We start from the raw sequence: 17,578 nt of genomic DNA, 5'->3' as shown, positions 1-17,578 counted from the left end.
GGCAGGAAAAATTGTAGTAGTTAATGCGTCACGAGTAAATCATGTCTTTTCTCTAGACCCAACTATTTCAGTGCAGGTAGTGCATGGCTATTCAATGACGCGCCAGCGATTTAATAAATTCATCACAGGGTAAAGGTTTTCCAAACAGGTAACCTTGCAGGAAGTCCACCCCTTGAGCGGCCAGGTATTCACACTGTTCGCGCGTCTCCACACCTTCTGCAACGATGCCCAAGTCGAGCTTGCCCGACAGCGCTATGATGCTGTCCAGAATATGCCCCGATAGTGCATCTGCACCGATCATGGCGACAAAACTCTGGTCGATCTTCAAGTAGTCCACATTGAAGTTGCGTAAATAACCCAGGCTGGAATGACCGGTGCCGAAATCATCAATGGCAATCATCACGCCCAATTGATGCAACGCGTCGAACAAGCGGCGGGTAATGTCTGTGGGTTCGATCAGCTCGCGCTCGGTCAACTCCAGCACCAGGGTCACCTGGCCCACGGGAAAGGCGGCGAGAAACTCGCGGCAGTCCTCCACCAGTGCCAGGTCGTGGCAGTGGCGTGCGGTGATATTCACACCAATATGGAATCCCGGGCTGAAACGCGTGGCATGAGGCGCCAGTTGCGCGGCGGTCTGGCGCAGGAGGGCACGAGTCATCGGCACGATCAGGCCCGAATGCTCGGCCAGGGGAATAAACAGATCGGGTCGCACCAGCCCTTCCTTGGGGTGTTGCCAGCGCATCAGCACTTCGCAGCCCGCCCATTCACGGGTATCGCCGCGCACCACGGGCTGGAAGTACGGAATGAATTCGTTGGCACCCAATGCCCGTTGCAGTTCGTGGGTGGGGGCCGAAGAGCGCTTTTGCAGCCAATGCGCCAACAGCCCAGCCAGTACCCCAAAGAACACCAGCAGGCTGAACAACGCCGGGTATCGTGCCTGCATGTATCGCCAGACTTCGCCGGCAGGCATGCCCGCGTCGACGCTGTAGTGATAACGCGCGGATGCAAGATGATGGTGGGCCACGGCAAAAACCGGAACCGCTGTGTCATGCACTTTTCCATCGGCCCCCAGCCAATGGGTCCCCACTTGCAGCACCAGGTCGGCGTAACGGCTGATCAGGCGCAGGGCGTTGGTCAGGTGGTAGCCGTCGATCGACGCAAAAGTGGCCTTGTCACCCTCGACCAGCCGGTACACCAGCAGAGCGGTATCCGGTGTCACCGGGTTGCCATTCATCAACCACAACTTGCCATCCACGTAATCATCCGGATTGACCGGTGACGCGTATTGATCGCCAAACAGCGAGCTGCAGTAGATGTTTCTCTGCCAGGACAAGGTGGTTGCCCGCACGAAGGGGCGGCGCGTGACCTGTTCACGCAAGGCCAGCTGTGCGCCGTTATCGCACGGTTGACCTGCCAGCGGCAGCAATGCCTGGGCGGCGAGGGCGGTGTTATCGAGCATCAAATCGAATTGGCGCACGGCTTCCTGTGCGGTCTGGGTGGTGCTTTGTTCCAGGGTGCGTTCGGCTTGCCAATGGAGGATCGCCATGCCTAGTGCAACTGGCACCATGGCGCAAAACACGCTGATCAGGTTGCGGGTGGCACGGCTGCGCGGGCCTTGGACGGTCAGGGGCATGGGGTATAAAAGCCTGTTACGAGATGAGAAAGCCGTCAGCACAGCAGTCGGACTAGATTCGATGATAGTTGCAGTCGCCGCAATAAGCTCGGGCTACCTAGCCGTTCGGTCAGTAGGCAGCCTTGCGGGCGTTACTTATGATCAAAACGTCGGTTTTCCAAGGCGGACTCATCATGAAAAGCAAAAGGCTGGCAGCGGCGTTTCTCGCATTCATGGGTATCACCGTCGGGCCTGCCATGGCAGCAGACGGCACCATCACCCTCAGCGGCGATATTGTTGGCAGCACGTGCCCGATTACCGGGGGGACCGGACCTGGGCCGGGCGCCGGCGCGAGCTTTCCGGTAGCGCTGGAGAAAGTGCAAGCCTCCGCGCTGAAGGCTGCCGGGGATACTGCCGGCAGCAAGCCTTTTTTCATCTATGTTGGCGGCACGGCATCCCCTTGCGCGGCGTCTTCGGTGGCGGTGTTGTTCGAGAGCACCAGCCCCGGGGTCAACCCGCTGACGGGGAATCTGCTCAACACGGCCGCCTCCGGCGCGGCGAATGTGGAGGTGCAAATCATCGATGGGGCCGTGAACCGTCCCATCGACCTGCGGCTGGGGACGACATCCACCCCCGCAATTCCGGACGATGGCATTGCAACGTTGCCATTTGCAGCGCGGTACATTGCTACTGGCGCGGCTGGCAACGGGCCAGTCCAGGCGGCGGTGCAGTACTCCGTGACCTTTCCCTGAGCGAGCCGGGAACAGGAGTGCGCAGCCATGGTGTGTTCGACAAAGGCCCGGCGCTACCTGGGATTGCTGCTGGCCGCACTGTTGCCCGGCGCACCGGTGACGGTCGATGCCGGCGTGATTATCAACGGAACGCGCCATATCTACCCTGAGCGCCAGGCTGAGATCACCATCCAATTGACCAACGAAGACGCCGCAGCACCGCGCCTGGTGCAAGCGTGGGTCGAGCCCGCTGATCGGCGGACCGGGCCGGAAGACAGTCATGTGCCTTTCAGCCTCTCGCCACCGGTGTTCCGTATCGACGCAGGCAAGGGCCACGCCATGCGCCTGGTGTATTCCCGAGAGCTATTGCCCAAAGACCGCGAAACACTGTTCTGGCTCAATGTGCTGGAGGTGCCGCCAAGGTTTCACTCATCGGCTCCGCTGGACGACGAGCAAGCCAATCAACTCCGGTTTGCGTTCCGCATCCGCACCAAAGTTTTCTTCCGTCCTGACCAGCTGCCGGGGAAGCCCGATGACGCTCCGCGGCAATTACGCTGGTCGCTCTACAAGACGGCGAGGGGACAGGGGCTGGAGGTGCATAACCCGTCGGCCTTTCATGTCACGTTCAAAGAGGTTGCGCTGGCCTTGGGGCCACGGGCCGATGCCCGCCTGTTGCGCGGCGACACCGGCATGGTTGCGCCGGGCGACACCTTGCGCCTGGTGGTCCACGAAGCCGCCCCGCACATCCCGGCCGATGCCCAGGTGCATTTCCAGTACATCAACGACTATGGCGCGTTTTCACCGCCGCAGCGTGCTGCGCTGAGGCTTTGACCGTGAACAGGCAGTCGATGCTTGCCGGGCTGATCAGTGCAGCATTGACGTCGACTGAACATGCGACAGCCGCGGAGCCGGTGTTTGACCTGCAAGCCTTTTCCAGCGAGGGCGCGGCCGTCGATGTATCTCGGTTCAGTCGCTACGACCTGATGAGCCCTGGCACCCATCTTATGGAGATCATTGTCAACGGCCAGCCCATGGGCCGCCGCGAAGTGACCTTCCTGGCCTCTGACGCGCAAGCCGATGCAGTGCCCTGTGTCGACCGCGACTTGCTGCTGCAACTCGGTGTCGCACCGGAGCGCATCGGCACGCTGCTCAAGGCGTCCGAGTGTCCCGCGCTGGCGGATTGGCTGCCTGCGGCGACAAGCCGTGTAGACGCCGCCGCGCTGGAGTGGACGGTGAGCCTGCCCCAGGTGTACGTCAGACAACTACCCCGTGGCTTTATCGACCCGTCCTACTGGGATGAAGGCATCAACGCCGGCCTGCTTAATTACACCCTCAGCACCACCCGCATGACGGCGGGCACGGGCACCGACCGTGCTTACCTGGGCCTGAATGCGGGCCTCAACGTCGGCCGGTGGCGCCTGCGGCACCAAGGCGCGCAGACCTGGGACTCCGCGACCGGCCAGCCGCCCTATCAAAACACCTCGACCTTTGCGCAACGCAGCCTCCCGGTATGGCAGGCGCAGTTGCGAGTCGGCGACAGTTTCAGCAGCGGGCAGATCCTGGAAGGCGTACGCGTACGGGGCCTGACCCTGGCCAGCGACGAGCGGATGATGGCCCCGTCCCGTCAAGGTTATGCGCCCCTGGTGCGTGGCGTGGCAGAAGGCAATGCCACCGTGACCATTCGCCAGAATGGCTACACGCTCTACGAGACAACGGTGGCGCCAGGTCCGTTCGAGATTAATGACCTGCCAGCCACCGGGTATGGCGGTGACTTGACCGTCAGCGTGACCGAGGTGGATGGGCGCCGGAACACGTTCACGGTGCCGTACTCCGCGACCCCGCTGTTATTGCGGGCCGGGGCTCGCCAGTATCATGTGAGCATGGGGCAGGTGAACCAGCTCGGCGTGTCCGCAGGCATGCCAGCGATGGTGCAGGGCACGCTTGCCCACGGTGTGGCGGACGGGCTGACGGTGTACGGTGGCGGCACCGGCACCCAGGGCTATCACCAGGGCAAATTGGGCGTCGCGGCAAGCACTGCGCTGGGCGTATGGTCCCTGGATGCCACCGGCTCCCGCACACAGCTGGACGGGCAGGGCAACCGCTCGGGGCACAGCCTGGGCCTGGGTTACTACAAAAGCGTGCCGACCTCCGGTACTCACTTCGCACTGGGCATGTACCGATACTCCACGCCGGGGTATTTCAGTTTGTACGATGCCTTGAGCGCACAGGAAGGCCTGAGAAAAGGCTATGGCGCGGACCGATTGGCCAGGCAGAAAAGCCGCCTCGATCTGAATGTCAGCCAGCAATTGGGCGGTGGCACGTTAACCCTGTCCGGCAGTTCCACCGCCTATTGGCGGCGGCAGCAGGGGCGCCAGACCACCTTTTCAGTGAGCTATGGGGCTACCTGGAAACGCCTGGGTTGGAATGTCTCGATGCAGCGTTCACGTATCGAAGACACTCGCCTGCGCGACGAGGAGCGGCGCAGCCCGAGGGAACACAGCGACGCGCTCTTCTTTGGTGATGTTGGCCAGCGCGGGCGGCTGGATAACCGCATCACCCTGACTTTGTCGATGCCGGTGGGTGCGGGACTGCGCGCCCCCACATTGAGCAGTACCCAGCATTGGGACCGTGGCGACCGGCGCGGCAGCCAGCAACAACTGGGTATCAATGGCCTGTTGGGGGAGGACGCCAGCGCAGACTATGGCGTCTGGGCCAGCCGCAGCACGGCGGCAGGTTCACGGGCCAGCGCAGTGAATGCTTACACCGGCTATCGCGGTGAGGCCGTGGCGATGCGCCTGGGTTATGGCCAATCCAGCCAGGGTGCGCAACTGGCATTCAGCGCGGATGGCGCGCTGGTCGCTCATCCAGACGGGTTGATCCTGTCCCAGAGCCTGGGCGAATCCGCCGCCCTGGTACACGCCCCAAACGCGCAGGGGGCGGCACTCAACAACGGCAACGCGCGTATCGGCGCGGGTGGTTATGCGGTGGCGCCCAATCTGCAAGCGTTCCGTCGCAATGTGGTGACGCTTGATCCCAATGGCATGCCCGTGGACGTCGAGTTGCTGGAGTCCAGCCAAAGTGTCGTGCCCACCCTGGGCGCATTGACGCTGTTGCGCTTCAAGGTCGCCAGCGGTCGCGCCGTGATCGTCAAGGCGCGCCGGGACAACGGCAAGCCCTTGCCGTTTGCCGCGCAGGTGTTCGATGAACAAGGGCGCGAAGTCGGAGTAGTGGGGCAGGCGAGCAAGGCATTTGTCAGGGATATCAGCGACAGCGGCCAGCTCACCGTCCGCTGGAGCGATGCAGCGGATGGACGTTGCGTCATTGTCTACCAATTGCCGTCCAGGCCTTCCGCCGAGCGCCAGCGCAGCGCGCAGGTGTGGGAAGGTCGATGCGTGGCCATCCCATGAAGCGCCTTGCCGCCTGTGTCCTGGCGCTGCTGTTAACGGCACTGACACTGCCCGTGGCCTGGGCGGGTGGCGACTGCGATGCCGCCGCCCCGACACTGATCAACGTGCCCGCCATCGACCCGCTGCCCGTTAACCCCAGTCCAGGGCAAGTACTGGGCAACCCGGATGGCTATACGTTCGACGTCCCCAACGCGATGGTTTGCCGATACGACGATGTGTTCAGTGAGTATTGGAGCTACATATCCCTGAGCAGTGACCTGAACTTCACGGGTAGCTTCTTTTTTCATTACGGGGTGCGGATGCCCATCTACCGCACCGGTGTCACGGGAGTCGGGATGGGCATGATTGCCGAAGACCGTGACAACAGGTCACCCCAGGCGGTCAGTACCGGTATCAGCGTCTTGCATCCACCCATATACCCGGGGATACCGAGCTGGGGCTTGCGGGGGCGGTTGTTTTTCTTTGTCACCGGTCCTATCCAGGGCGGCCTTATTGCCTCCCGCCCGATCGCCCGCTTCGCCGTTCGCTCGGCGACGGGCGAGCACATGATCACCCTGGGCAGCACGTTGATCGGGCCGCCGCGCAAACCGACCTGTTCCGTCTCGACACCCAGCCTGGCAATGCGCCTGGGGACGGTGTCGGCGCGTGATTTCAGCGGCATCGGCAGCACCGCCGGAGCCGTCACCGAGACCATCATGTTGCAATGTGCCGGCGGCACCGGTGCCAGCCTGGATGTGCTGGTGACCCTGACCGACCAGACCGCACCGGCCAATCGCAGCAATCGCCTGTCACTCACTGGGGAGTCGACGGCCCGGGGCGTGGCCCTGCAGTTGCTGCACCAGGAGCGATTGTTGAGCTACGGTCCGGACTCCAGCGCAATCGGCACGCCCAACCAGTGGTTGGCGGGCACCACGGATAACGGCACCTTTACCATTCCACTCACGGCACGCTACGTGCAAACGGCTGCACGCATCCAGGCCGGTACGGCCAATGGGCAGGCGACGTTCACCCTGAGTTATCGATGAGTACGGGCTTACTCTGCTGGACGGCGGCGTGTTTCAGCATGTTGTGGGCTACCATCGCCAGTGGTGACGTGGTGTTGGACCGTACACGCATCATCTACCCCATGAGCACCCGTGAAGTGAGCCTGCAACTGACCAATGAAGCCGACAGCCCGAGGCTGGTCCAGGCCTGGATCGATACCGGTGACGCGCAGTTGCCGCCGGAATACAGCGACGTGCCGTTCACCCTCATGCCGCCGATCAAGCGCATCGACCCGGGCAAAGGCACGCCGTTGCGTATTGTCTACCAGCCAAGCGAAGCTCCTGTGCCGATTGCCGACCAGGAAGCGCTGTACTGGCTCAACGTGCTGAGTGTTCGACCCTCTGCCACCGACACCACGGGCGGCAATACCCTGCAATGGGCGATTCGGACGCGGATCAAGCTGTTCCTGCGACCGCTGGCGCTTGCCAACGACGCAACGGATGCCGCGAGCGGATTGGCCTGGCACCTGATCGGCGGGCAGCGAACAGTTGTGCAAGTGCGCAACCCCAGCGCGTTTCACGTGACCCTGGCGTCGGTGGTACTGGTTGTCGAAAGCGTCGAATACCCACATCACAACCCACCCATGATCGCCCCGCGGTCTGCTACTCGCTTGTACTTCGACACGGTGCTGAAGGCGCCATCCGGCGGTACCAGCTTGCGCTTCAGTACCGTGGATGACAGCGGAGCGCTGCGCCATCACCGCCAGCCGCTGTAACGGTAGGCCCTTTCAACGTCTTTCATTAATGGCGAACACTGCAACTGTGGCGAGCGGGCTTGTCCCGCGTTGGGTTGCGAAGCAGCCCCAAAAAAGCTGGGAGCGCTACGCACTCCAACGCGGGACAAGCCCGCTCACCACAGCAAGCCCGCTCGCCACAGGGTACTTATCGCCTGTTCTGCCTAAAGACCTTGAACGGGCTCGCTATGACGGTGCGACAGGTACGAAGTCCAGGCCCTGCGCCACGCGTATGAACGCCAGGGTGGCGGGCGACGCCTGGCGGCGATCCAGGACTGCCAGGCCGATCGAACGGGTAATGCCCGGTGCCAGTGGGCGCGCCACATAACGCGGGTCGGGTGTGGCCGGTAGGGAACCCTGGGCCACCACGCTGACGCCATCGCCACGGCTCACCGCTTCCAGTGTGCTGAGCAGTTGCGCGTAACGGTAACGCACCTTCGGCGCCAGCCGGGCGCTGGCGAACAGGCGTGAGACCAGCTCCGACGAGCCGGCCTCGGTCAGGATGAAGGGCGTCTCGCACAGGTCTTCAAGGCGCAGGGCAGGGTGTTCGGCCAGGGGATGGTTGGCCGGCAACAGCGCGACCATCTGATCGGTGAACAACGCGAAGGTGTCGAACCGCTCCTGCTCCAGCACCACGAAGCCCACGTCGATGCGCCGCTCATCCAGCCATTGGATGACCTGGCGGTCCGGGCCTTCATCCACATGCACCTCAATGTCAGGGTAGGCCTGGCGAAACGGCCGAAGAATCTGCGGCAACAGCCGATTGGACGACGTTGGCCCGAAGGAGCCGATACGCAGCGTGCCGCGCTTCAAGCCCCGGGCATCGGCGGCCTCCTGCTCCAGGGTGTTGGCCAGGCCGAGCATGGCGCGGGCGCGCAACAGCAATTGTTCGCCGATGTCGGTCAACGCCACATGGGCTTGATGCCGACGGAACAACTCCACCCCCAGTTCCTGCTCCAGACCCTTGATGGCATGGGACACCGCCGATTGACTGATACCCAGGCGGTTGGCGGCATGGGTAAAGCCTTGCAGCTCAGCGACGAGAGAGAAGATTTCCAGTTGGGTCAGGGTCATGAGTGTTTACTCATTTTACGATGATCAGGTATTGGGCAAACACTAGGCTAACCCGTCCAACGCCAGAGCAATACCCCGATGAAACCTTCCACCGATTGTTTGACCTACCTGAAGCTCGCTGCCGTCTCCATGATCTGGGGCGGCACCTTCGTCGCCGGGCGCTACTTGTCCGGTGCCGTCGACCCGCTGCTGGCGGCCAGCCTGCGTTTTGTGCTGGCCAGCGTCGCGCTGTTGCTGTTCATGGCGTTTGCGCGCATTCCCCTGGCACGTCCAAACCTGCCGCAGTTGGGGCGACTGGCATTGCTGGGATTTTTCGGCATCTTTTTCTACAACCTGTGCTTTTTCTATGGCTTGCAGTACATCGGCGCCTCACGGGCGTCGCTGATCGTCGCCTTGAACCCAGCGGTGATTGGCCTGTCATCCTGCCTGTTATTCAAGGAGCGCCTGGGGCCTGGCAAAGCGTTGGGAATTGCGTTGTGCCTGGCGGGCGCGGCGGTTGTCATCGTCAAGCGCGACCCACTGGGGCTGCAGGGTGCGACCGACGCCTGGCGCGGCGATCTGCTGATCGCCGGCTGCGTGGCGGGGTGGGGCATCTATTCATTGGGCGCACGCACGCTTAACCAGAGCCTGGGGCCCTTGCAGACCGTCACCTGGTCGGTGTTGCTGGGAACGCTGATGCTCACGGCCACCACGCTGCTGAGCGGACGGCTGACGCTGGTTGCGCTCAATGCTATCCACCTGCCGCAGTTGTACAGCCTGCTTTACCTCGGCGTACTGGGCTCGGCGCTGGCGTATATCGGCTATTACGATGGCATCCGGCGTATTGGCGCGACCCGCAGCGGCGTGTTCATCGCGCTCAATCCGCTGACGGCGGTGATCTGCGGCGCCGTGCTGCTGGACGAGCCTTTCACCGTGCCGATGCTGCTGGGCGGGGCGGTCATCCTGGCGGGCATCTACCTGTGCAATAAACCCCTTGCACCGGTGCGGGGAATGGGGATTTGATAAGAGTACGGACAAACGTGGTTACGCTGTGTAGAATCGATTTACGCATACAATAATATGGACTTGCGCTCACGCAAGCCTAAGCCGTCAGAGACCGATGACATCATGAAGCTACTCGGCTCCCCCCTCATCTTTGGTGACTTCCTCGCCCGCAGTGTGCGAGGTCTTTCCTGTGCGCCGCCCGTGCGCCTCATCCTTGCTGGCAATTGAAACCTTCAAAACACAAGAATGATGAGGCGCCAAATCATGGCAGATCTATACGAAAACCCAATGGGCCTGATGGGCTTTGAATTCATCGAATTCGCGTCGCCGACGCCGGGTACCCTGGAGCCGATCTTCGAGATCATGGGTTTCACCAAGGTTGCGACCCACCGTTCCAAGAACGTGCACCTGTACCGCCAGGGCGAGATCAACCTGATCCTCAACAACGAACCCAACAGCATCGCCTCCTACTTCGCGGCCGAACACGGCCCGTCGGTGTGCGGCATGGCGTTCCGTGTCAAGGACTCGCAAAAAGCCTACAACCGCGCCCTGGAACTGGGCGCCCAGCCAATCCACATCGAAACCGGCCCGATGGAGCTGAACCTGCCGGCAATCAAGGGCATCGGCGGCGCGCCGCTGTACCTGATCGACCGTTTCGGCGAAGGCAGTTCGATTTACGATATCGACTTCGTCTACCTCGACGGCGTGGAGCGCAACCCGGTGGGCGCCGGCCTGAAGGTCATCGACCACCTGACCCACAACGTCTATCGCGGTCGCATGGTCTATTGGGCGAACTTCTACGAGAAGCTGTTCAACTTCCGTGAAGCGCGTTACTTCGATATCAAGGGCGAGTACACCGGCCTGACGTCCAAGGCCATGAGCGCCCCGGATGGCATGATCCGCATCCCGCTGAACGAAGAGTCGTCCAAGGGCGCCGGGCAGATCGAAGAGTTCCTGATGCAGTTCAACGGCGAGGGCATCCAGCACGTGGCGTTCCTCACCGACGACCTGGTCAAGACCTGGGACGCGCTGAAGAAGATCGGCATGCGCTTCATGACCGCGCCGCCGGACACCTACTACGAAATGCTCGAAGGCCGCTTGCCGAACCACGGCGAGCCGGTGGATCAGCTGCAGGCACGCGGCATTCTGCTGGACGGTTCCTCGGTTGAAGGCGACAAGCGCCTGCTGCTGCAGATCTTCTCGGAAACCCTCATGGGGCCGGTGTTCTTCGAGTTCATCCAGCGTAAAGGCGATGATGGTTTTGGCGAGGGCAACTTCAAGGCGTTGTTCGAGTCGATCGAGCGTGATCAGGTGCGTCGTGGCGTATTGACCACCGACTGACGCACACAAAAAAGCCCGGCCGAGGGTAACCTGGCCGGGCTTTTTGCTGCCTGCGCGTCAGGCTTTGCGCTGGCGTACCAGGTGTTTGAAGCCTTCGAACACCAGCACCATCACCGCCAGCCAGATCGGGATATAGGTCAGCCATTCGCCGCCCTTGATCCCTTCACCCAGGATCAACGCCACCCCCAGCAGTAGCACTGGCTCAACGTAGCTGAGCAGCCCGAACAGGCTGAATGCCAGCAAGCGGCTGGCGATGATGTAGCTCACCAGCGCCGAAGCGCTGATCAGGCCCAGCATCGGAATCAGCGCGTACAGCTTGGGGTGCGCATCCAGCACCGCAAAGCCTTGCTCGCCGCTTTGCACAAACCACCAGGCCACCGGCAGCATCAACGCCATGTCCAGCCAGAGGCCGCCCAGGTGGTCGGTCTTGAGGTACTTGCGCACGATGAAATAGACCGGATAGCCGATGATCACCACCAGCGTGGCCCAGGAAAACCCGCCAGCCTGGTACAACTCGTTGAGCACCCCCAGGCCTGCAAAAAAGACGGCGATCTGTTGCAAGTACGACAATTGTTCGCCCCATACCAGGCGGCCGGTCAGGACCATGGTCAGCGGCAACAGGAAGTAACCCACCGACACATCCAGGCTGCGCCCATTCAGCGGTGCCCACATGAACAGCCACAGCTGCACGCCCAGCAGGGCGGAAGACACCAGCACACCACCAATCAATGCGGGCCTGGCAGCCAGCATCCGCAGCAGCTCCCACACTCGTCGCCATTCGCCACTGACAATCATGAACACCGTCATGCACGGCACGGTGAGCAACATGCGCCAGCCGAAAATTTCCAGGCCGCTCAAGGGCGTGAGCAGCGACGTGAAGTAATACATCACGGCAAACAGCACCGAGGCCAAGACCGATAACACGACACCTTTAGACACGCTGTCCTCGCGAAGAACCATTGATACGAAAAGAGGGTGATTTGAACAGGGGATTATGGTGCTTTTAGCGCGAGAGGGTTGCGCTGTTTTGGGGCATTTTTCAGCAAAATTTCTGGTTAGCGCCCTGTAGGAGCGAGCTTGCTCGCGAAAAAGCGTCAACGATGACGCAGCGCTTCAGATAGCCAGCGTTGTCTGTGCGTTCTTCGCGAGCAAGCTCGCTTCTACAGGGTGGGCGTCGTTATGGTTGGGCGATGCGCCCCGACACAAAATGCCCGACATCATTGAACCCCGGCGTCGACGAATGTCCCGGCGTCACCAGCGAATCGATGAACGCTTCATCCTCCGCCGTGATCTTCACCTCCAACGCCCCAAGGTAGGCATCCCATTGCGCCTCGGTGCGCGGTCCGACAATCGCCGAGCTCACCGCCGAATTGTTCAATACCCAGGCAATCGCAAACTCCACGATCCCCACGCCACGCCCTTGGGTGTATTGCTGGATCTGCTGGGCGATGCGCAGCGATTCCACGCGCCATTCGGTTTCCAGGATGCGTTTGTCCTGGCGCGCCGCACGGCTGCCGGCCTCGGGAGTGACGTCCGGCGCGTATTTGCCACTGAGCACGCCACGGGCCAATGGGCTGTAAGGCACCACACCCAGGCCGTAAGCGGCCGCCGCGGTGATCTGCTCGACTTCGGCCTGGCGGTTGACGATGTTGTACAGCGGCTGGCTGATGATCGGCTTGTCGACACCCAGGCGTTCGGCCACGCGAATCACTTCGGCAATGCGCCAGCCGCGATAGTTCGACAGGCCCCAGTAGCGGATCTTGCCCTGGCGGATCAGGTCGCCAATCGCCGACACCGTCACTTCCAGCGGGGTGTTGTGGTCTTCGCGGTGCAGGTAGTAGATGTCCAGGTAATCGGTATCGAGCCGGGTCAGGCTGGCTTCCAGCGCGTTGAACATGCGCTTGCGGCTCAAGCCGCTGCGGTTGGGCAAACCGTCCACCGGGCCGATGCCGACCTTGGACGCCACCACCCAATCCTGGCGATTGCGCACGATGGCTTCGCCGACGATTTCCTCGGAACGTCCGCCGGTGTAGACGTCTGCCGTGTCGATGAAATTGATGCCCTGGTCCCAGGCCTTGTCGATGATGCGCAGCGAGTCCTCGGTGTTGGTCTGTTCGCCAAACATCATGGTGCCCAGGGTCAAGGCGCTGACCTTCAACCCGGACTGGCCCAATGTGCGGTAAATCATGGATAACTCCTCAAGGCGGGGGAACGTACCCCATGCAATACCAGACTCGGCCGCTCTGGGACAAGCCCTGGGCGCGTTTCTTCATGGACTCAGCAGGGTCTTGCAGCGCGCTTGTAAAAAACGATGCAGCACCTTCACCCGTTCCGATACTTGAAGACGGTGGGGGCACATCAGGTTGAACGGCGTGGGCTCCCCTTGCCAATCCGGCAGCAACGGCACCAGCCGTCCGGCCTGGATGTCCTGGGCGATATCCAGGTTGGCCTTGTAGGCGATGCCGTGACCAGCCAACGCCCAGCGCCGTACGATTTCACCGTCATCGCTCAAGTAATCGCCCGACACCTCGACCTCTTGCAGTACCGCACCCTGGCGGAAATACCAGGTGGTGTTGGCGCGGCCCTGACGCATGTAGCGCAGCGTGTTGTGTTGTGCCAGATCGGCCGGAGTCCGGGGCGTGCCGTGACGCGCCAGGTAATCCGGGCTGGCACAGGCGATGCGGTGGTGGTCGGGTACCACCGGTAGCGCCACCAGGCTGGAGTCCCGTGGGACGCCAAAGCGCAGGGCAATGTCCACGGTGTCGCGGAACAGGTCGGCATTGCTGTCGTTGAGCAGCAATTGCAGGCGAATGTTCGGGTGTTCGAGCTTGAACGCATCCAGCCAGCCCAGCAGCACATTGCGCCCGAAGTCCGAGGGCGCTGCCAGTTGCAGCAAACCGCTTAGGCTCTGGCCCTGCTGCTTGATCGCCTGTTCGCCCTCGGACAGCGCTTCCAGTGCTACGCGCACGCTCTCCAAGTAGCGGCGACCTTCTTCGGTCAGGCGCATGCTGCGGGTGGAGCGCGCCAGCAGGCGAATGCCCAGGCGGGTTTCCAGGCGCTTGAGGGCAATACTCGCGGCGGCCGGGGTCAAGCCGAGCCCGCGGGCGGCGGCAGACAGGCTGCCGGTGTCGGCGGTGCGCACAAAGACTTCAAGGTCGAGGGTCGAGCTCATTTGTAAAAATCCTTTAAAGATCTTGTCGTTTTACCGGGATTTTTCGTCGATTGCCAAGCTGGGAAGATGAACCCTCACTTTATCGATCAGGAATTTCCCCATGACTTCTTCCCTCAACGGCAAAACCGTCATCGTGATTGGCGGCAGCAGCGGAATCGGCGCGGCCGTGGCCAAGGCCGCTGCTGCGCGGGGTGCACAGGTGGTGTTGGCTGGACGGCGTTTGACCAGCGGCGTGGTAAACGGCCTGCGCAGCGAACCGGTGGACGTCACTGACGCAGGGTCCTTGCAACAATTGTTCGAACGCGTGGGGCGGTTCGATCACCTGGTCTACACCTCAGGGCCAACCGTGCGTGCCAAGCCCCTGATCGAAACCGATCTGAGCGAGGCCCAGGACAACTTCAACGTAAAACTCTGGGGCTCGCTGCGGGCGATCCAACTGGCGCTGCCATTCCTGGATGAGCAGGGCAGCATCAGCCTGACCTCCGGGCAACTGGGACGTAAATTGGCGCCGGGCCAGTTCATCAAGACCGGCATCAACGCCGCCACCGAAGCGCTGGGCAAGCAGTTGGCGAAGGAGTTGGCACCGCGACGGGTCAACGTGATCAGCCCAGGGGTGATCGATACACCGGCGTATGCCGGGCTTGCAGAGGAGCAGCGCCTGGCGATGTTTGCCAAGGCCGGCGCCGCGCTGCCGGTCGGGCGAGTAGGGCAAGCAGAGGAAGTGGCGGCGGGGTATGTGCTGGCCATGGAAAATGGCTTTATGACCGGCGCCGTGATCGATATCGACGGCGGCGGTCTGCTCTGATTGCCGCAGCGACCTAAGCCTTCAGGGTACGCGTCATCCGCAACGCCAATACGCTGCCGGCGACAATCACCGCCGCCAGCAAGTACAGCGCCACATCCGTGGACCCGGTGGCATCCTTCACAAAGCCCACGATGTAGGGGCTGAGGAAGCCGGCCATCTGGCCCATGGAGTTGATCAATGCCAGGCCACCTGCCGCCGCGCCTGCACTGAGCATAGCGGTGGGCACCGGCCAGAACATTGGCAGGCCGGTCAGCGCCCCCATGGTCGCGATGGTCAGGCCGAGGATCGCAATCGCCGGTGTCGTGGCGAAGTTCACCGCAATCACCAGGCCAATAGCGCCCATCAACATCGGTACCACCAAGTGCCAGCGGCGCTCCTTGCGCAAGTCGGCGGAGCGACCCACCAGCAGCATGAATACCGCTGCCAGCAAGTAGGGGATTGCACTGAGCCAGCCGATCACCAGGTTATCGCTGAAGCCCAGGTTCTTGATGATCGACGGCAGCCAGAAATTGATGGCGTACACGCCGCTCTGGATGCAGAAGTAGATCAGGCCGAACGCCCAGATTGCGGGGTTCTTGAACACTTCGGCCAGCGAGTCGGTGGTGGTCTTCGGCTTGTTGGCCAGGTCGGTCGCCTGGTCGGCTTCCAGCACCGCGCGTTCGTGGGGCTTGAGCCACTTGGCGTGGGCAAAGCTGTCGCTGAGCAGGAAGTAGGCGAGGGCGCCCAGGATCACGGTCGGGATGCCTTGCAGCAGGAACATCCACTGCCAGCCGGCAAGGCCGCCTTGGCCGGCAGCAAAGTGGTTGAGGATCCAGCCCGAGAACGGGCTGCCGAGCAAGCCGGAGACCGGGATAGCCGACATGAACAGCGCCATGATCCGCCCACGGCGGAAGGTCGGGAACCACTGCGAGAGGTACAGCACCACGCCGGGGAAGAAGCCCGCTTCAGCGGCACCGGTGAACAGGCGCAGGGTGTAGAAGTGCGTCGGCGTGTTGACGAACAGCAGGCAGGTGGACAGCGTGCCCCAGACGATCATCATCAACGCAATCCAGCGGCGTGGACCGAATTTGGTCAACGCCAGGTTGCTCGGCACGCCGCACAGCACGTAGCCGATAAAGAAGATCCCGGCACCGAGGCCGTACACGGTTTCGCTGAATTTCAACGCGTCGAGCATCTGCAACTTGGCAAAGCCGACGTTTACCCGGTCGAGGTAGTTGAACAGATAGCAGATGAAAATGAAGGGGATCAGGCGCAGGGTAATGCGCTTGTAGATGGCGTTTTTATCGTCATCGGTGGCCAGTGTGGCTGCGGCGCTCTGTGACATGGGAGTCTCTCTTTATTATGATTTTTCGCGATGCGAGGGTAACGTTGATCGCCTGAAGAGTCTCGGCCCTCCGGCGGGCCGCTGTCTTTGTGCTTGCGCACAGCGAACCCTGCTTTGCGCTGTGCCGATGAACAACCACCCTTTCAAGGAATTTAGCCGCATGTTCGAGCTTGATCATGACCTGGCGCAGGATATCGTCGATCGGACCATGGCGATCCTGCCCCACAACGTCAACGTCATGGACAGCCAGGGCCTGATTCTCGGCAGCGGCGAACCCGAACGTATCAATACCCGCCATGAAGGCGCGCAACTGGTGCTCGCCAATGGCCGCGTGGTGGAAATCGATGGCCAGACCGCCAAGCACCTCAAGGGCGTGCAACCGGGCATCAACCTGCCGCTGCTGCATGATGGCCGCCTGATCGGTGTGCTGGGCATCACTGGCGAACCGGAAGGCCTGCGCACCTACGCCGAACTGGTGCGTATGACCGCCGAGATGCTGGTGAGCCACCGCCACCAGCAGGCCGAGCAACAGTGGCGGCGCCAGCGTTGCGATGACCTGCTGGCCCTGCTGCTGGCAGAAAGCGGCGACTCGCCGCGGCTGGTGGACGAAGCCCAGCAACTGGGGCTCAAGCCGCAGATGGCGCGCACGCCGTATCTATTCGAACTCGGCCCGGGGCAATCGGCAGAGGCCTTGAGTGCCTGGCTGACTTCGCGTTATCCGGACAGTTGGTGTGTCAGCTCGGCGCAGTACTCATTGTTGTGGTGCCGGCCTGCCGCGGTGCCGGTCGACAACCCACGCCTGCTGGAAAAACTCGAAGGCCTCGGCTGGAGCATCCTGCGCGTCGCTGTTGGCGGGCAAGCCGACGGGCTGGCGGGGCTGCGCCGCTGCTATCGACGCGTCGGTGATTTGCTCGCTTACGGTCGCGATGTGCTGCCGCAGTCACGGCTGCTCACGCTCAACCGCTATCGCCTGCCAGTGATGCTCTGGCGCCATCGCAACGACGACGCCCTCGATGAACTGCTCAACCCGCTGCGCAAAGTACTGGCCAAGGACGGCAACGGCCAACTGCTGGCCACGCTGCGCAGTTGGTGCGAACACGACGGGCAAAGCCAGGCCTGTGCCGACGCCCTGGGTATTCACCGCAACAGCCTGCGTTACCGCATGGAGCGGATTGCCGAACTCAGTGGCGTCGACCCGTTGACCCTGGACGGCATGCTCGCCCTGTACCTCGGCGTACAGCTGCTGCCCCAGCCTTTGTCGGAATGAACAACAAAGCACCGCCGCACTTGTGCATCGGACCGGCGTCAGCGGCGGTGGCAACTGGCAGCATGGGCGTCATAAAAACCGGAG

The 17,578-nt window shown here is 62.2% G+C and carries 15 protein-coding genes; 9 read left to right on the top strand and 6 right to left on the bottom strand.

Features of this window, described 5'->3' with window-relative positions; all coding sequences use genetic code 11:
* Positions 1-91: 91 nt before the first annotated feature.
* Entirely contained in the window at positions 92-1,633 is a 1,542-nt protein-coding gene (locus BLR69_RS06315; protein ID WP_071495562.1) for an EAL domain-containing protein, read from the bottom strand.
* Positions 1,634-1,770: 137 nt separating this feature from the next.
* Between BLR69_RS06315 and BLR69_RS06310 the strand changes: the two genes are divergently transcribed.
* The 5 genes from BLR69_RS06310 to BLR69_RS06290 are packed head-to-tail and all read left to right on the top strand — an operon-like array spanning position 1,771 to position 7,509.
* Positions 1,771-2,364 (top strand): fimbrial protein, encoded by a 594-nt coding sequence (locus BLR69_RS06310; RefSeq protein ID WP_169716625.1) that lies wholly within the window; start codon positions 1,771-1,773, stop codon positions 2,362-2,364.
* 27 nt (positions 2,365-2,391) lie between these two features.
* Positions 2,392-3,174 carry a fimbrial biogenesis chaperone gene (locus BLR69_RS06305; RefSeq protein WP_071495563.1) on the top strand — a complete coding sequence of 261 codons (783 nt, stop codon included), beginning with the start codon at positions 2,392-2,394 and terminating at the stop codon, positions 3,172-3,174.
* Positions 3,175-3,176: 2 nt separating this feature from the next.
* Entirely contained in the window at positions 3,177-5,750 is a 2,574-nt protein-coding gene (locus BLR69_RS06300; RefSeq protein ID WP_134434909.1) for a fimbria/pilus outer membrane usher protein, read from the top strand.
* Positions 5,747-6,775, top strand: coding sequence for a fimbrial protein (locus tag BLR69_RS06295; protein WP_166794299.1), 1,029 nt, complete (start codon positions 5,747-5,749; stop codon positions 6,773-6,775). Before BLR69_RS06300 ends, BLR69_RS06295 begins: the two co-directional genes overlap by 4 nt.
* A complete protein-coding gene (locus BLR69_RS06290; protein ID WP_071495566.1) occupies positions 6,772-7,509 on the top strand; it encodes a fimbrial biogenesis chaperone in 738 nt (245 codons plus the stop codon). The genes BLR69_RS06295 and BLR69_RS06290 overlap by 4 nt, the downstream gene beginning before the upstream one ends.
* Before the next feature lie 204 nt (positions 7,510-7,713).
* Here BLR69_RS06290 and BLR69_RS06285 read toward each other — a convergent pair whose 3' ends face one another.
* Positions 7,714-8,601, bottom strand: a complete 888-nt coding sequence (locus tag BLR69_RS06285; RefSeq protein ID WP_071495567.1) for a LysR family transcriptional regulator — start codon at positions 8,599-8,601, stop codon at positions 7,714-7,716.
* Between the two features lie 78 nt (positions 8,602-8,679).
* Between BLR69_RS06285 and BLR69_RS06280 the strand changes: the two genes are divergently transcribed.
* Together BLR69_RS06280 and hppD are read left to right on the top strand one after the other, a co-directional pair.
* Positions 8,680-9,603 (top strand): DMT family transporter, encoded by a 924-nt coding sequence (locus tag BLR69_RS06280; protein ID WP_071495568.1) that lies wholly within the window; start codon positions 8,680-8,682, stop codon positions 9,601-9,603.
* 246 nt (positions 9,604-9,849) lie between these two features.
* Positions 9,850-10,926 (top strand): 4-hydroxyphenylpyruvate dioxygenase, encoded by a 1,077-nt coding sequence (hppD, locus tag BLR69_RS06275; protein WP_071495569.1) that lies wholly within the window; start codon positions 9,850-9,852, stop codon positions 10,924-10,926.
* A gap of 57 nt (positions 10,927-10,983) precedes the next feature.
* Here hppD and rarD read toward each other — a convergent pair whose 3' ends face one another.
* The 3 genes from rarD to BLR69_RS06260 all read right to left on the bottom strand — a co-directional run bounded on the left by rarD (position 10,984) and on the right by BLR69_RS06260 (position 14,098).
* Entirely contained in the window at positions 10,984-11,865 is an 882-nt protein-coding gene (gene rarD / locus BLR69_RS06270) for an EamA family transporter RarD (RefSeq protein WP_071495840.1), read from the bottom strand.
* Between the two features lie 238 nt (positions 11,866-12,103).
* A complete protein-coding gene (locus BLR69_RS06265; protein WP_071495570.1) occupies positions 12,104-13,114 on the bottom strand; it encodes an aldo/keto reductase in 1,011 nt (336 codons plus the stop codon).
* 81 nt (positions 13,115-13,195) lie between these two features.
* The gene (locus tag BLR69_RS06260) at positions 13,196-14,098 is read right to left on the bottom strand and encodes a LysR family transcriptional regulator (protein WP_071495571.1); all 903 of its coding nucleotides are present in this window, start codon (positions 14,096-14,098) and stop codon (positions 13,196-13,198) included.
* A 100-nt stretch (positions 14,099-14,198) separates the two neighbouring features.
* Between BLR69_RS06260 and BLR69_RS06255 the strand changes: the two genes are divergently transcribed.
* The gene (locus BLR69_RS06255; RefSeq protein ID WP_071495572.1) at positions 14,199-14,903 is read left to right on the top strand and encodes an SDR family oxidoreductase; all 705 of its coding nucleotides are present in this window, start codon (positions 14,199-14,201) and stop codon (positions 14,901-14,903) included.
* Between the two features lie 13 nt (positions 14,904-14,916).
* Here the strand turns inward: BLR69_RS06255 and BLR69_RS06250 are convergent, their stop codons facing one another.
* Positions 14,917-16,227: an MFS transporter gene (locus BLR69_RS06250; protein ID WP_071495573.1), complete on the bottom strand. Its 1,311-nt coding sequence runs from the start codon at positions 16,225-16,227 to the stop codon at positions 14,917-14,919.
* Between the two features lie 160 nt (positions 16,228-16,387).
* Between BLR69_RS06250 and BLR69_RS06245 the strand changes: the two genes are divergently transcribed.
* Positions 16,388-17,494 carry a sugar diacid recognition domain-containing protein gene (locus BLR69_RS06245; RefSeq protein WP_071495574.1) on the top strand — a complete coding sequence of 369 codons (1,107 nt, stop codon included), beginning with the start codon at positions 16,388-16,390 and terminating at the stop codon, positions 17,492-17,494.
* Positions 17,495-17,578 lie beyond the last annotated feature (84 nt).

This window comes from Pseudomonas azotoformans, from assembly GCF_900103345.1.
Taxonomy (GTDB): domain Bacteria; phylum Pseudomonadota; class Gammaproteobacteria; order Pseudomonadales; family Pseudomonadaceae; genus Aquipseudomonas; species Aquipseudomonas azotoformans.
Note: the sequence above shows the minus strand (reverse complement) of the source record. Positions and strands in the feature narration are given on the sequence as shown.

Excerpts from the sequence above, each read along its gene's own strand:
- BLR69_RS06315 (WP_071495562.1), bottom strand. The coding sequence starts at position 1,633 with ATGCCCCTGACCGTCCAAGGCCCGCGCAGCCGTGCCACCCGCAACCTG.
- BLR69_RS06310 (WP_169716625.1), top strand. The coding sequence starts at position 1,771 with ATGATCAAAACGTCGGTTTTCCAAGGCGGACTCATCATGAAAAGCAAA.
- BLR69_RS06305 (WP_071495563.1), top strand. The coding sequence starts at position 2,392 with ATGGTGTGTTCGACAAAGGCCCGGCGCTACCTGGGATTGCTGCTGGCC.
- BLR69_RS06295 (WP_166794299.1), top strand. The coding sequence starts at position 5,747 with ATGAAGCGCCTTGCCGCCTGTGTCCTGGCGCTGCTGTTAACGGCACTG.
- BLR69_RS06290 (WP_071495566.1), top strand. The coding sequence starts at position 6,772 with ATGAGTACGGGCTTACTCTGCTGGACGGCGGCGTGTTTCAGCATGTTG.
- BLR69_RS06285 (WP_071495567.1), bottom strand. The coding sequence starts at position 8,601 with ATGACCCTGACCCAACTGGAAATCTTCTCTCTCGTCGCTGAGCTGCAA.
- BLR69_RS06280 (WP_071495568.1), top strand. The coding sequence starts at position 8,680 with ATGAAACCTTCCACCGATTGTTTGACCTACCTGAAGCTCGCTGCCGTC.
- hppD (WP_071495569.1), top strand. The coding sequence starts at position 9,850 with ATGGCAGATCTATACGAAAACCCAATGGGCCTGATGGGCTTTGAATTC.
- BLR69_RS06265 (WP_071495570.1), bottom strand. The coding sequence starts at position 13,114 with ATGATTTACCGCACATTGGGCCAGTCCGGGTTGAAGGTCAGCGCCTTG.
- BLR69_RS06260 (WP_071495571.1), bottom strand. The coding sequence starts at position 14,098 with ATGAGCTCGACCCTCGACCTTGAAGTCTTTGTGCGCACCGCCGACACC.
- BLR69_RS06255 (WP_071495572.1), top strand. The coding sequence starts at position 14,199 with ATGACTTCTTCCCTCAACGGCAAAACCGTCATCGTGATTGGCGGCAGC.
- BLR69_RS06250 (WP_071495573.1), bottom strand. The coding sequence starts at position 16,227 with ATGTCACAGAGCGCCGCAGCCACACTGGCCACCGATGACGATAAAAAC.
- BLR69_RS06245 (WP_071495574.1), top strand. The coding sequence starts at position 16,388 with ATGTTCGAGCTTGATCATGACCTGGCGCAGGATATCGTCGATCGGACC.